At 67.8% G+C, this 13,094-nt stretch carries 12 protein-coding genes; 5 read left to right on the top strand and 7 right to left on the bottom strand.

Annotated features, from left to right (window positions below):
- Nucleotides 1-14: 14 nt before the first annotated feature.
- Nucleotides 15-1,103, top strand: coding sequence for a branched-chain amino acid ABC transporter permease (locus tag HUA78_RS36605; RefSeq protein WP_174478312.1), 1,089 nt, complete (start codon nt 15-17; stop codon nt 1,101-1,103).
- A 42-nt stretch (nt 1,104-1,145) separates the two neighbouring features.
- The gene (locus HUA78_RS36600) at nt 1,146-2,063 is read left to right on the top strand and encodes a transporter (RefSeq protein ID WP_174457016.1); all 918 of its coding nucleotides are present in this window, start codon (nt 1,146-1,148) and stop codon (nt 2,061-2,063) included.
- 62 nt (nt 2,064-2,125) lie between these two features.
- Here the strand turns inward: HUA78_RS36600 and HUA78_RS36595 are convergent, their stop codons facing one another.
- Genes HUA78_RS36595 through HUA78_RS36570 form a run of 6 tightly spaced genes read right to left on the bottom strand, consistent with a single transcriptional unit; the run spans nt 2,126 to nt 8,926 of the window.
- The gene (locus HUA78_RS36595) at nt 2,126-2,773 is read right to left on the bottom strand and encodes a hypothetical protein (protein ID WP_174466149.1); all 648 of its coding nucleotides are present in this window, start codon (nt 2,771-2,773) and stop codon (nt 2,126-2,128) included.
- Nucleotides 2,774-2,826: 53 nt separating this feature from the next.
- The gene (locus HUA78_RS36590) at nt 2,827-3,921 is read right to left on the bottom strand and encodes a Zn-dependent alcohol dehydrogenase (RefSeq protein ID WP_141645114.1); all 1,095 of its coding nucleotides are present in this window, start codon (nt 3,919-3,921) and stop codon (nt 2,827-2,829) included.
- Between the two features lie 52 nt (nt 3,922-3,973).
- Nucleotides 3,974-5,392, bottom strand: coding sequence for an aldehyde dehydrogenase family protein (locus tag HUA78_RS36585; protein WP_174478311.1), 1,419 nt, complete (start codon nt 5,390-5,392; stop codon nt 3,974-3,976).
- A gap of 36 nt (nt 5,393-5,428) precedes the next feature.
- Complete coding sequence (locus HUA78_RS36580; protein WP_174478310.1) at nt 5,429-6,625, bottom strand: 3-oxoadipyl-CoA thiolase; 1,197 nt, start codon at nt 6,623-6,625, stop codon at nt 5,429-5,431.
- Between the two features lie 5 nt (nt 6,626-6,630).
- Nucleotides 6,631-8,154, bottom strand: coding sequence for a 3-hydroxyacyl-CoA dehydrogenase (locus HUA78_RS36575; protein WP_174478309.1), 1,524 nt, complete (start codon nt 8,152-8,154; stop codon nt 6,631-6,633).
- A 1-nt stretch (nt 8,155) separates the two neighbouring features.
- Complete coding sequence (locus HUA78_RS36570) at nt 8,156-8,926, bottom strand: enoyl-CoA hydratase (RefSeq protein ID WP_141645110.1); 771 nt, start codon at nt 8,924-8,926, stop codon at nt 8,156-8,158.
- Nucleotides 8,927-9,031: 105 nt separating this feature from the next.
- Between HUA78_RS36570 and HUA78_RS36565 the strand changes: the two genes are divergently transcribed.
- Genes HUA78_RS36565 through HUA78_RS36555 form a run of 3 tightly spaced genes read left to right on the top strand, consistent with a single transcriptional unit; the run spans nt 9,032 to nt 12,055 of the window.
- Nucleotides 9,032-9,883 (top strand): IclR family transcriptional regulator, encoded by an 852-nt coding sequence (locus HUA78_RS36565; RefSeq protein ID WP_141645109.1) that lies wholly within the window; start codon nt 9,032-9,034, stop codon nt 9,881-9,883.
- A gap of 15 nt (nt 9,884-9,898) precedes the next feature.
- The gene (locus HUA78_RS36560; RefSeq protein ID WP_141645108.1) at nt 9,899-11,050 is read left to right on the top strand and encodes an acyl-CoA dehydrogenase family protein; all 1,152 of its coding nucleotides are present in this window, start codon (nt 9,899-9,901) and stop codon (nt 11,048-11,050) included.
- A gap of 45 nt (nt 11,051-11,095) precedes the next feature.
- Entirely contained in the window at nt 11,096-12,055 is a 960-nt protein-coding gene (locus HUA78_RS36555) for an alpha/beta fold hydrolase (RefSeq protein WP_174457024.1), read from the top strand.
- Nucleotides 12,056-12,060: 5 nt separating this feature from the next.
- On the opposite strand, the gene HUA78_RS36550 is transcribed toward HUA78_RS36555, so the two are convergent.
- Nucleotides 12,061-13,020, bottom strand: a complete 960-nt coding sequence (locus HUA78_RS36550) for a hypothetical protein (RefSeq protein ID WP_174478308.1) — start codon at nt 13,018-13,020, stop codon at nt 12,061-12,063.
- Nucleotides 13,021-13,094 lie beyond the last annotated feature (74 nt).

The raw sequence follows: 13,094 nt of genomic DNA, 5'->3' as shown, positions 1-13,094 counted from the left end.
CGCGAGACGACATCATGCCAACCCGCCCCCTGGTGATTCGGTACGAGGACGACCTGAAGCTCTTTCCCGGCCTGTGGCAGAGGGCCGGCGTGGTGCTGACATTGAGCATCGCCCTGGCGTACCCGTGGCTGGTGAGCACGCGGTGGCTCACGGTGGGCAACCTGGGGCTGGTGGCCATCGTCGGCGCCGCGTCTTTGATGGTGCTCACCGGCTTCGCGGGACAGGTGAGCCTGGGGCACGCGGCCTTCCTCGCGCTGGGCGCGTACACGGTGGCGGTGCTCGGCGCGAAGCATGGCTGGCCGTTCTGGCTGGCGCTGCCCCTCGCGGGTGGCGTGTCCGCGCTGGTGGGCGTGGTCATCGGCGCCTTCGCGCTGCGGCTCAAGGGTTTGTATCTGGCCATCGTCACGCTGGGCCTGGTGTTCCTCACGCAGCACGTGCTGCTCGCGTATCCAGAGGTGACGAACGGGCTGAGCGGGACTGCGGTGCCCATGTACTGGTGGTTCCGCGATGACGCGGGCGTGGCGGCTTCGCTGAGCGAGACGTGGCGGGTGGGTGGGGTGGGCTTCACCTTCGAGCGGAAGTTGTACTTCGTCTTCACGCTCCTGGCCGCGGGCACGGTGTGGCTGACGAAGAACCTCCAGCGCTCCGACAGTGGCAGGGCGATGATGGCGGTGAGGGACCAGGACCTCGCGGCGGAGGTGCTCGGGGTCGGCACGACGCAGGCGAAGCTCCAGGCGTTCGGTGTGTCGTCCTTCCTGGCGGGTATCGCGGGGGCGATGTTCGCGTTCCAGCAGCAATACATCACCGTCGAGCCGCCCTTCGACCTGAACCTCTCCATCCAATACATCGCGATGATTGTGTTGGGAGGGGTGGGCACGGTGTTCGGCGCTGTGAGTGGCGCGCTCGCGTTCACCTTCTTGAGTCCCCTGGCGGAGACGGTGGGCGGCGCGATTCCACTGGTGAACCAGCTCACGTCCGCGCAGCAGGCGACGGTGTTGCTGTCGCTGGTGGTGGTGCTGGTGTTGGTGCTGGAGCCGCTGGGGTTGTTCGGCGTGTGGCTGCGGGTCCGACGGTACTTCCAGGCGTGGCCGTTCCGTTACTGAGTCAATCCAAGTCGTCGACGTTCAATGAGGGAGGGAATCACCATGAAGCGCGTGCTGCTCACTGTCCTGTTCGTATCGTTGCTGTCGGCCACCGGTGCCCAGGCCCAGCAGGCGGACCTGCGTGACTACGAGGCCGGTTTCTTCGTGCCGCACCGGGGCATCATCTCCAACATGTACCTGCGTCACGTATCTGCCTCCGGCGAGCGTGACTTCTCACAACTCCAGGCGGCCTTCCGCGCCACCTATGTGCTCAAGTTCGGCGACCTGGTCGTCGTCCCGTTCGACGTGAGCCTGCCGGTGGTCGACGTGACGGTGTTCACGGGCAACCCCGCGACGCCGTCCGCCCCGAAGACGGCGCTGCGCGCTTCTGGCGTGGGTGACGTCACGTACATCCCCACGATTGGATATGGGCTCGTTCAGAACCCCGAGGACAACACCCATACGTGGTTCGCCTTCACGCCCTACGTCACCGTCCCGGTGGGCCAGTACGACAGCAACAAGCTGGTGAACATCGGCGCCAACCGCTGGGTGGTGCGCCCGCAGCTCGTCGCGGGACAGCGCTTCAAGAAGATCTTCACGGTGGAGGCGATGGCGAGCATGGCCTTCCAGGGCGACAACGACGAGTTCCTGGTACCGAGCGCGGAGGGTGGCTCGAAGCTGGTGATGAGCCAGGCGCCGTCCTTCGGCGGCATCTTCCACTTCGGCATGGACCTGTCCTCCACGTTCTTCACCGGCGCGGGGTACATCGTCGAGGCGTCCGGCAAGCGCACGATTGATACGCCCGTGGGTGAGGTGGAGGTCGCCAAGCGCACCACGGTGCAGTCGCTGCGGCTGACGATGGGCATCCGGCTGGAGAAGGCGTCCACGCTGATGCTCCAGTTCCAGCCCGACGTCGCTGTCTCGGAGGGCGTGACGAAGAGCCAGTTCATCGGCGCGCGCTTCACGCACGTGTTCTTCTAGGAACTCCGTCATCGGGAGACGGCCCTGTCACTCGGGCCGTCTCCCACGTGGCTCGGTTCAAGTCAGAGCGCTCCCCCATCGGGCCAGTTCTTCCAATGGGTGTTAGGAGGACGAGAGGGTCGATACAAGGACGCATCACGCCGTGCGATGGCCTGAGCGAGCTGAACAAAGGTCTCACTCTCGCTGGGTCGCTCCTCCCCCGCCAGGTCCGGATGATGCCAGGATTCGAGCTGCAACAGCTTGGGAATGCCCGGGGAGAGGCGGGAGCCGAGTTCGTCCTCGGTCGCGAACAGCAGGTCGCGATGCTCCGGCACTACGCTGCGGTAGAGGTCCGTGAGGGCCCACGGGTCCTCGTGTGGAGGAAGTGAGATCTTCCTCCCTCGGATACTCAGCTCCTTCAGCCCGGGCCTCGCTCGTTCAGGATGCTCGGCGTCCTCATGGGCGCCCTCCACGGGGTAAAGAATGTCCGAGTTGGCTGTACCAGGCCGCCTGCCCAACGGCTCACCGTAGAGGTGAAGCGTATTAGCCAAGACGCCGCCGCGAGGTGCGTATCCGACCACCTCGATGACCAGTGCCCACCGCTCGTCATCCGAAAAAACGTGCAGGCGGGCGTCCACCAGATACACGTACCCATTGTCGAGCATGGGGAAGACGTAATCTTCGGCGGCTTGGTCCAACTGGGCGAGAATGGCTTCGGCGGAAGAAGGCATACCCGCCGAGCCTACCGCTCTCCGTGCCAACCACGAAGCCTCGGGAGTGGCCCTCAGAAGAGGACGACGCCCCGGGCATTCACTCCGCTGTTCATGTCGGTGAAGGCCCGGTCGAGCTGGTCCAGCGTGTACGTCGTCGTCACCAGCTCATCCAGCTTGAGCTTCTTCTGCGTGTAGAGCTCCAGCAGCCGGGGCATGTCGCGGTGGATGTCCGCCGTCCCGAACCAGGAGCCGAGCAGCCGCTTCTCGAACAGGGGCAGCACGAAGACGTTCAGGCTGATCTGCTCCTTCACGCTGCCCACGCCGACGACGACACAGGTGCCAGCCTTGCGCGTGCACTGGTACGCCTGCTCGATGGTCTCCTTGCGACCCACCGCTTCGTACGCGTAGTCCGCGCCCCGTCCCTTCGTCAGCTCGCGAATGGCCACTACCGGGTCCGTCTCTCGCGCGTCGATGACGTCCGTCGCGCCGAAGACCTTGGCGAACTCCAGCTTCCTCGGGTGGACATCCACCGCGATGATGCGCTCCGCGCCGGCAATCACCGCGCCCTGGATGATGTTCAACCCCACGCCGCCCGTGCCGAACACCACCACGGAACCTCCGGGCGGCATCTGCGCCGTGTTGAGCACCGCGCCCACGCCCGTCGTCACCGCGCAGCCAATCAGCGCGGCCTTGTCCAGCGGCGCATCCTCAGGGAGCCGCACCGCCGCCCGAGCGGGAACCACCGCGTACTCCGCCAGCGCACCGAGCGCTGAGAAGACATTCAGCTCCCGCGAGTCCTTGCGCAGCCGCGAGCTGCCGTCCGGCATCCGGTTGCTCGCGTTGATGCGTTCGCCCAGCTCACACAGGTTCGGACGTTGGATGCGACAGAAGTAACACTCCCCACATTGCGCGACCCACGAGAGGACGACCTTGTCGCCCTTCTTCACGTGGGTGACGTCCTCGCCTACTTCCTCGACGATGCCCGCGCCCTCGTGCCCGAGCACACAGGGGAGCTTCATCTTCACGGTGCCGTTCACCACGGACAGGTCCGTGTGACAGACACCACAGGCAACCATGCGGACGAGCAACTCGCGCGCCTTGGGCGGCTCGAAGCTCACGTCGGTGATGGTCAGCACGTCCTTCTCGAAACACACGGCGGCCTTCATGGGGGCTCCTGATTCGGAGGGAGACAACGAGAGGGGGGACGACGGACGAACGTCAGAGCTGCATCGCCTTGAGTTCCTGGAACTCCTCCAGCCCGTACCGGCCCAGCTCACGGCCATGTCCGGACTGTCGGTAGCCACCGAACGGCGCCAGCGGATTGAAGCGGCCTCCGTTGATGTCCACCTGACCGGTGCGCATCCGCCGAGCCACCCGCTTCGCGCGCTCCACATCCTCCGACCAGACGCCACCGGCGAGGCCGTAGATGGTGCTGTTCGCGATGCGGACCGCGTCGTCCTCGTCGTCGTACGGCATGATGGCGAGCACGGGACCGAAGATTTCCTCCTGCGCGATGCACATCTCCGGGGTGACGTTCGCGAAGACGGTGGGCTTCACGTAGTAGCCCTTCGGGAGGCCCTCGGGCTGCTCGGGACCACCGGCGACGAGCTTCGCGCCCTCGCGGATACCCTGCTGGATGTACTCACGAACCCGCGTGCGCTGCGCATCGGAGATGACGGGACCGAGCTTCGCCTCGCCCTTGAACGGGTCCCCCAGCGTGAAGCCGGCGGCCACCTCCGCGGCCAGCTTCACGGCCTCTTCATGCTGCGCGCGCGGAACGAGCAGGCGCGTGTGGGCCGTGCACGTCTGCCCGCTGTTGAGGAAGCAGTTACCGACACTCCGCTTCACGGCGGTCTTGAGGTTCGCGTCATCGAGGATGATGGACGCGGACTTGCCGCCCAACTCCAACGACACCCGCTTGACGGTGGCCGCCGCCACCTCCGACACGCGGCGCCCCGCGCGCGTCGAGCCCGTGAAGGACACCATGTCCACCTCGGGGTGACGCACGAGCGCCTCGCCCACGACGGGGCCCGTTCCCGAGACGAGGTTGAAGACCCCGGGCGGCACACCGGCCTCGTGGAGAATCTCCGCGAGCATGAAGGCGTTGAGCGGAGCCACTTCGCTCGGCTTGAGGACGACGGTGCAGCCCGCCGCCAGCGCGGGAGCCACCTTCGCGATGGTCTGATGGAGCGGGTAGTTCCACGGAGTGATGCAGGCGACGACGCCCACCGGCTCGCGCACCACCATGGAGTTGCCCACCTGTTCCTCGAAGGAGAGGTCCTGGAGGAGCTGCACATAGGTGCCCGTGACGGCGATGGGCGTGCCCACCTGGATGGGCTTCGACAGCGCGATGGGCATGCCGAGTTCGCCCGTAATCGTCCGGGCCAGCTCATCCTGTCGCGCCGTCAGCCCCGCCTGGAGGCGACGCAGCAGGGCCGCGCGCTCCTCGACGGGGCGGGTGGACCAGGAGTCGAAGGCAGTACGCGCGGCGCGCACCGCCCGGTCCACGTCCTCCACGGTGCCTTCTGGGATTCGCCCCATGACCTCCTCGGTGGAGGCACTGAGCACATCGATGTGTCCCGTCCCCAGGGACGCCACCCACTCACCGTGGATGTAGAGCTTGTCGTAGACCTGCATGCGGTTCTCCCAACGTCAGAGGAATGAGCGGAGCCGTCAGACGCGCTCCAGGACGGCGGCGATGCCCTGCCCCACCCCGATGCACATGCTGACGAGCGCGTAGCGACCACCGGAGACCTGGAGCTGGCGCGCGGCCGTCAGCGCCAGGCGAGCACCGGAGGCCCCCAGCGGATGACCGACAGCGATGGCGCCGCCATTCGGATTCACCCGGCTGTCGTCCTCGCTGAGCTCCAACAGCTTGAGGCAGCCGAGCACCTGCACGGCGAAGGCCTCGTTGATTTCGATGACGTCCACGTCGGCCAGCGTCAGTCGCGCCCGCTCCAACGCCTTGCGCGCGGCCGGGACAGGACCCAGGCCCATGGTGCGCGGCGGAACCCCGGCGATGGCGGCCGAGACGATGCGAGCCAGGGGCCTGCATCCCGCCTGCTCCCCCACGTTGAGGGAGCCGACGAGCAGGGCCGCCGCACCATCGTTGATGCCGGAGGCGTTGCCCGCGGTGACGACCCCGTCCGGCGCGAGCGGCTTCAGTGTGGATAACTTGTCGAGTGTGGTGTCCGCGCGCGGATGCTCATCCGCCGACACCGTAGTGACGGCGCCCCGTCGGCCCGGAAGCTCCACGGGGACCAACTCACCGGAGAAGAAACCGCGCGCCTGGGCAGTGGCGTATTTCTGCTGGGATGCGAGGGCAAAGCGGTCCGTCGCCGCTCGACCAATGCCCAAATCCCGGGCGATGTTGTCCGCCGTCTCCGGCATCGTGTCTCCGCCGAAGCGAGCCACGAGACGCGCGTTGGGGAACCGCGCGCCCAGCGTCGTGTCGAAGACCTGGGCTTCACGGCTGTAGGGCGACTCCGCCTTGCCCATCGCGAAGGGCGCGCGGCTCATGCTCTCCACGCCCCCCGCGACGAGCAGTTCACCCTGCCCCGTCATCACGGCGCGCGCGGCATCCAGCACCGCGGAGAGACCGCTGCCGCACAGCCGATTCACCGTGACGCCGCCGACCTCGAGAGGCAGTCCCGCGAGCAGCGCCGCATGCCGCGCCACATTGCGGCTGTCCTCGCCCGCTTGATTGGCGCAGCCGATGACGACGTCCTCGACGGCACCGGGCTCGAAGGGGCCTCGAGTGAGCAGCGTCCGGATGACACCCGAGAGCAGGTCATCGGGACGCACCGGGGCCAGGGCTCCGGCATGACGACCGAACGGAGTGCGCAGCCCGTCGTAGATATAGGCGCTCATGAGAGTCACTTCTCCGGAGTGAGGAGGGAGACACCGAGCCGGGCTCGGCGGGACAACCACGGACTGGCGCGGTAGCGAGGGTCTCCAGAGGCGGAGTGGATGGCCTCCAGCACCTTCAGCAGCCTGCGAGGCCCGAGCGCGTCCCCCCAGGCCAGCGGCCCTCGGGGATAGCCAAGCCCCAGCGTCACGGCGGCATCGATATCCTCGGGGCTCGCGATGCGCTGCTGCGCGATGTCGCAAGCGATGTTGACGAGCGTGGCGAGCACGCGCTGCGCGACGAAGCCCGTGCTGTCATGGATGCGCGACACCGCAGTGCCATCCGCCGCGAGCAGCGCCAGCGCCGAGTCCAGGAACGGCAGACGTGTCACCGGCGTCGTCATCACCGTGCGGCGACGCTCCGGACCGAACAAGAGGTCCACGGCCACGGTGCGCTCGGGGTCCACCTCCAGCGCCAACGCGGTGGTGGTCGCATCACGCCCTAGCGGTGCCACCAGACACAGTGACTCCGGCTCCGGTCGCTCACCGTCATCCGGGAACCAACCCGCCGCGCGCACGAGGGACAGGAGTGCGTCGCGCCAACCAGGCTCATCGGCGGCGACCCACACGGGCCGACGCTCGCCCGACGGAATCGCGGGCTCCGGTTCGACGTGCGGTTTGCCACCTTCGTGTGAGTAGAAGCCCCGCCCGCTCTTTCGTCCGAGCAGTCCCGCCGTGAGCCGCTGCCGCAGCACATACGACGGGCGGAAGCGCGGCTCCTGGTAGAACTGCTCGTAGACGGACTCCATCACCGGGTGGGAGACGTCGAGCCCCGTCAAATCCAGCAGCTCGAAGGGCCCCATCCGGAATCCCGCCGCCTCGCGCAGCACCCGGTCGATGTCCGCGAAGGAGGCAACGCCCTCCTGGAGGATGCGCAGCGCCTCCGTACCGAAGCCGCGCCCGGCGTGATTCACGATGAAGCCCGGCGTGTCCGCCGCACGCACAGGCCGGTGGCCAAGACGCAGAGCCAGCGTCACCAGGGCCTCGCCCACCCAGGGCTCCGTGCGAGCGCCCTCGATGACCTCCACCACCTTCATCAACGGCACGGGGTTGAAGAAGTGGAAGCCACCGACGCGCCCCGGGCGCTCGCACGCCGAGGCGATGGCCGTCACTGACAGCGACGAGGTGTTCGTGGCCAGCAGGCAATCAGGACCGACGATTCCCTCTAGCCGCGTGAAGAGTTCCTGCTTCACACGGAGGTCCTCGACGATGGCCTCCACCACCACGTCACAGCCCGCGAGTGACGACTCCTGGGGAACCGGCTCCAGTCGGGCCGTCGCAGCGCGCGCGGCTTCAGGAGACAAGCGTCCCTTCGCCGCCAGCGAGTCCAGCATCGACGCGACGCTCGCGCGGGCTTCATCGGCTGCCCGGGGACGGGCATCGAACAGGCGCACCGTGATTCCGGCCTGCGCGGCGAGCTGGGCGATGCCGCGGCCCATGACACCGGTGCCGACGAGGCCCAGCGTGAGTGTGGAGGATTGGACGTCGACCATGTCAGCGTCCCTCGAAGGTGGGCTTGCGCTTGTCCAGGAAGGCCCGCATGCCTTCCTTCTGGTCCCTGGTCGCGAAGAGGAGCTGGAACGCCTTGCGCTCCAGCAAGAGCGCCTCCGACAGCGACGCATCCTGCCCCGCGAGGACGACCTCCTTGATTTGCCGCACGGCCAGGGGCGGCATGCGCGCCACCTTCCGCGCGAGCGCCAGCGCCCGCTCCAGCACCTCCGCGTCGGGGACGACCTCCGTGACGAGCCCCATCGCCTCCGCTTCCCGGGCCGTCATCGGCTCGCCGGTGAGCAGCAGCTTCATCGCCTTGAACTTCCCCACCGCCCGCGTCAGGCGTTGAGTGCCACCCGCGCCCGGCATGATGCCGACACGAATCTCGGGCTGGCCAAAGCTGGCGCCCTCGCCCGCGACAATCATGTCCGCGTGCATCGCCAGCTCACAGCCACCCCCGAGCGCAAAGCCATTCACCGCGGCGATGACCGGGCTGGGGCACTCCACCAGGGATTGCCAGAGTCGATGTGTGTCTCGGAGCAACAGCTCCACGGGCGTCGCCTCCGCCAGCGCTCGCAGGTCCGCGCCCGCGGCGAAGAACTCCGGTCCGCCCGTCAGGACGATGCAACGAACGGCCGTGTCCGCTCCCAGCTCCAGGAAGCAGGCAGCCAGCTCCTGACGCAGCTCCAACCCCAATGCATTGCGAACCTCGGGGCGATGGAGTCGCACCAATGCGACGCCTTCCTCTGGCTTCTCAATGAGCACCTGGGCCATGGGCTGGTCTCCCTAATTTCGCTGTGCGAAATTGAGTTTCGCAAACCTTGACCCATTTGTACTGTCTGTTTATCGTGAAGGCAATCCCGCACTTTCAGGACCGCTATGCGACGCTTCGCAGCCCTCTCATCCCCTCCCAATGACGATGGTGCCCCCTACGTGGAGTCGCTGGAGCAGGTGGGCGAAGAGGAAGTGAAGGACCGTCAGTTCGTGACGGCGCTCGCGCGCGGGTTGGAAATCCTGCGCGCCTTCACGCCTCAGCGCCCCATGCTCGGCAACCAGGAGCTCGCGGCGAGCACGGGGCTGCCCAAGCCCACCATCTCCCGGCTCACGCACACGCTGACGCGGCTGGGCTACCTCACGTATTCCCAGCGACTGGGCAAGTACCAGCTCGGCACCCGCGTGCTGGCGCTGGGCTTCGCGGCGCTGTCCAACATGGGCGTGCGCGATGTGGCGCGGCCCTTGATGCAGGACCTGGCGGACTACGCCAACGTCCCGGTGTCCCTGGGCAGTCGAGACCGTCTGAATGTCGTGTACGTGGAGCACTGTCGCTCCACGGCGGCGGTGACGCTGCGGCTCGACATCGGCTCACGGCTGCCGCTAGGCACCACGGCCATGGGGCGGGCGATTCTCGCGGCGCTGCCGGAGGGCGAGCGTCGCTACTTCATGGGGCACATGGCGAAGCGCGAGCCGGAGAAGTGGCCGCGCATCGAGGCCAGCATCGAGAAGTCGCTCGAGGAGTACCGCACGCACGGCTTCACGCTCTCCGTCGGAGACTGGGACAAGGACGTCAACGCGGTGGGCGTGCCCTTCATCGCGCCGGACGGCAGCGGCTTGCTGGCCTTCAACTGTGGCGGCCCGTCATTCCTGCTCCCACGCCAACGACTGCTCCTGGATATCGGTCCCCGTCTGGTGAATCTCGTCCGCAACGTCGAAGCGGCCCTCCAGCACCGCTGACAAGGAATCCCTGCCATGATTCGCGAGGACGACACACTGGACCCGCTGCTCGCCATGCTGGAGCGCTTCGTGAAGGAGCGCTTGATACCCAACGAGCATCGCGTCGCGGATGAGGACGCCATTCCTCCCGACATCATCATGGAGATGCGAGGGTTGGGCCTGTTCGGCCTGTCCACGCCCGTGGAGTACGGCGGCATCGGGCTGAACATGAGCCAGGAGGTGCAGGTGGCCTTCGTGCTCGGACAGACGTCGCCCGCCTTCCGCTCGCTCATCGGCACCAACAACGGCATCGGCTCGCAGGGAATCATCCTGGACGGCACGGAGGAGCAGAAGAGCAAGTACCTGCCCCGCCTGGCCTCGGGAGAGATTGTCGGCGCCTTCGCGCTGACGGAGCCGAACGCGGGCTCGGATGCGTCGTCGCTGAGGACCACGGCCCGGCGCGACGGTGACGTCTATGTGCTCAATGGCACCAAGCGCTTCATCACCAACGCGCCGGAGGCCGGGCTGTTCACGGTGATGGCTCGCACCAACCCCGACGAGAAGGGCGCGGGTGGCATCTCCGCGTTCCTCGTCGAAGCAGGCACACCCGGGCTGCACATCGGCCCCGCCGACCGGAAGATGGGACAGAAGGGCACGCACACCGCCGACGTGCTGTTCGAGGACTGTCGCGTCCCGGCGACCCAACTGCTCGGGGGCGTGGAGGGCCAGGGCTTCAAGACGGCGATGAAGGTGTTGGACAGGGGCCGGCTCCACATCGCGGCCGTGTGTGTCGGTGTCTCCGAGCGCCTCATCCGCGAGAGCCTCCGCTACGCGATGGAGCGCGAGCAGTTCGGCAAGCCCATCGCGGAGTTCCAGCTCATCCAGGCGATGCTGGCCGACAGCCGCATGGAGGCCTACGCCGCCCGGTGCATGGTGCTGGACGCGGCCCTGCGCAGGGACCAGGGACAGAACATCAGCACCGAGGCGTCCTGCTGCAAGCTGTTCGCGAGCGAGATGGTGGGGCGCGTCGCGGACCGCGCGGTGCAGATTTTCGGCGGCGCGGGCTACATCGCGGATTACGGCATCGAGCGCTTCTATCGGGATGTGCGACTCTTCAGACTCTACGAGGGCACCAGTCAGATTCAGCAACTGGTCATCGCGCGCAATATGATGCGCGAGGCGAGCTGAGCCGGCCCCGCGAGGCGCCGGCGCCACCCCGCCTTGGGAGCAAGCATGTACGTGGCATTCGGAGTCCTTGCTGGCATCACCGTCTCCGTGCTCGCCCTGCGGCAGTGGTTGCTGCGCAGGGAGGGCACGCCCAGCCCGAGCGAGCCCTTCGACGGGCACGTCTACCGGGTCGGCAAGGCGGTCATCGCCGAGCGACGCTGCGAGCAGCCCCGCGCCACGGTCATCGGCATGCACGGCTTCGTGGCGGACATGCGCTACTTCACTCGCCACTACGGCGAGGCGGACATCCAGCTCATCCTGGTGACGAGCTGCGACTACCACCTGCCCATCACCACGCCTCGCGAGCAGCCCGCTCCCTGGGCGAAGGTCCCAGCGCAGCCCGAGGGCACCATCTCCCACGACGCCGCGGTGCTGGTGCAGGCGCTGGAGCACCTGCCGAAGACGGACGTGGTGCGGGTGCATGGCCACTCGCGAGGGGGCGCCGTTGTGCTGGAGGCCGCGAAGCAGCGACCGGACCTGTTCGAGCGCGTGGAGGTGGTGCTGGAGGCCCCCGTGCTCCCGCAAGCACGGCCGTACACGAGCATGACGCGCTCGCAGGTCTGGCTGCTGCCCTTCGTCATTCCCCTGTGGCGCCGCGCGCCCATCTCCCGCCACAACCGGGGCGCCTGGGGACCGCTGGAGGACGCTCGCAAGCGCGAACTCATCATGGCCTTCCCCTTCAACCCGAAGCGGGTGTCGACCATGGTGGCCAACGTGCTGGACATCGGCGCCTGGAGTCGGGAGCGCGACGCTTCGCTGTTCCGGAACATTCGGCGCGGCACGGTGCTCGTCCCGGGCAAGGACCGGGTGCTGGAGTCCTCCTCCATGCTGGAGAGCGCGCAGCGTGCGATGCCGGAGCTCAGCGTGGTGACGCTGGACGGGTGCAGCCACTTCGTCCTGTGGGACCGGCCGGACGCGCTGCCCTCGCTGGCTCGCGCCACGGAGCGTCCCGCCGCGAGTGGGTGAGCTTCCTACTTCCGATGCCACCAGCGCTTGCGCGCGGCGCGGACATCGGACCAGTCCACCAGGCTGTCGTGCACGTTCTCCTGGCCCCGCTGCGCGTCGGGCATGTCGCCCGACTCCACCCGAGCGATGAGCTCCGGCAGCCGCTCGTAGAACGTGGGTGAGCGGTACTGCGGATGCAGCGTCCACAGGCCAGGGCCCGTGCCCAGGAAGTCCAGCCGCCACAGTCCCTTGCGAGCCATGGTCCGGGTGACGAGGTTCTCCGGCTCCCGGTAGGGGGGGTTGCCGGCGCGCAGCGCCCGCAGGGCATGGATGGGGGGCGCCAGTCGCGCGCGCAGCGGGCCCAGGCGCCGCGTCATGGCGTCGCGGTCCACCAGGAAGACCCGGCTGCTGAAGCGACGAAAACGGAACGCCTGGGGCGCGCCATCCGGCTCGTACCAACGAGCGTCCACGCCGATGGTGCCATCCGCCCTCGGAGGGCCCGAGAGCGGACTGCAGCTCACCAGTTCCTCACGCGCGGCGAGCTGCTCCGCCGCCTCCGTCACCCACGACCGTGAGCCGCCGCCAATGAGCATGTCCGCGTCCAGGTGCAGGACATGCCGGTGCGCCGCCTGAGCCACGCCGAAGAAATAGGAGTGATAGGGGCCGCCGCGCGAGTCCTTCATCGGCAGGCGTGAGCCCCCGAAGAAGCGCTCGGAGAGGGCCTGGGTGGTGGCGGGCGAGTAGTCCACTTCCACCACGCGCACCCGGGGGTCGGCGGCGCGCAGCTCCGCGAGCAACGCCTCCATCTTCGGCTTCCGCTCCAGCCACGCTTCCGCGAAGCGACTGCCCTGGCTGCGATGCAGGTCCAGCACCAGCAGGATTTCCCGCACGGAGGGACCGAGCTGACGGAGCTGGTGCGGCAGGATGAGTCGCGCGTGCGGGTGGTCCGTGGGCGCCAGGTTGATTTGCAGCGTGACGGCGCTCATGGCGCGCCCGTTCCGGCGTGGAGACCCGAGGCAACACGGACGGGCCTCGCCCACCACGGCCCCTGGTGGGCCGC

The sequence above is a fragment of the Myxococcus sp. CA033 genome (genome assembly GCF_013336625.1).
Taxonomy (GTDB): Bacteria; Myxococcota; Myxococcia; order Myxococcales; family Myxococcaceae; genus Myxococcus; species Myxococcus llanfairpwllgwyngyllgogerychwyrndrobwllllantysiliogogogochensis.
This window is presented reverse-complemented; position numbering and strand designations above follow the sequence as displayed.

Excerpts from the sequence above, each read along its gene's own strand:
- HUA78_RS36605 (WP_174478312.1), top strand. The coding sequence starts at position 15 with ATGCCAACCCGCCCCCTGGTGATTCGGTACGAGGACGACCTGAAGCTC.
- HUA78_RS36600 (WP_174457016.1), top strand. The coding sequence starts at position 1,146 with ATGAAGCGCGTGCTGCTCACTGTCCTGTTCGTATCGTTGCTGTCGGCC.
- HUA78_RS36595 (WP_174466149.1), bottom strand. The coding sequence starts at position 2,773 with ATGCCTTCTTCCGCCGAAGCCATTCTCGCCCAGTTGGACCAAGCCGCC.
- HUA78_RS36590 (WP_141645114.1), bottom strand. The coding sequence starts at position 3,921 with ATGAAGGCCGCCGTGTGTTTCGAGAAGGACGTGCTGACCATCACCGAC.
- HUA78_RS36585 (WP_174478311.1), bottom strand. The coding sequence starts at position 5,392 with ATGCAGGTCTACGACAAGCTCTACATCCACGGTGAGTGGGTGGCGTCC.
- HUA78_RS36580 (WP_174478310.1), bottom strand. The coding sequence starts at position 6,625 with ATGAGCGCCTATATCTACGACGGGCTGCGCACTCCGTTCGGTCGTCAT.
- HUA78_RS36575 (WP_174478309.1), bottom strand. The coding sequence starts at position 8,154 with ATGGTCGACGTCCAATCCTCCACACTCACGCTGGGCCTCGTCGGCACC.
- HUA78_RS36570 (WP_141645110.1), bottom strand. The coding sequence starts at position 8,926 with ATGGCCCAGGTGCTCATTGAGAAGCCAGAGGAAGGCGTCGCATTGGTG.
- HUA78_RS36565 (WP_141645109.1), top strand. The coding sequence starts at position 9,032 with ATGCGACGCTTCGCAGCCCTCTCATCCCCTCCCAATGACGATGGTGCC.
- HUA78_RS36560 (WP_141645108.1), top strand. The coding sequence starts at position 9,899 with ATGATTCGCGAGGACGACACACTGGACCCGCTGCTCGCCATGCTGGAG.
- HUA78_RS36555 (WP_174457024.1), top strand. The coding sequence starts at position 11,096 with ATGTACGTGGCATTCGGAGTCCTTGCTGGCATCACCGTCTCCGTGCTC.
- HUA78_RS36550 (WP_174478308.1), bottom strand. The coding sequence starts at position 13,020 with ATGAGCGCCGTCACGCTGCAAATCAACCTGGCGCCCACGGACCACCCG.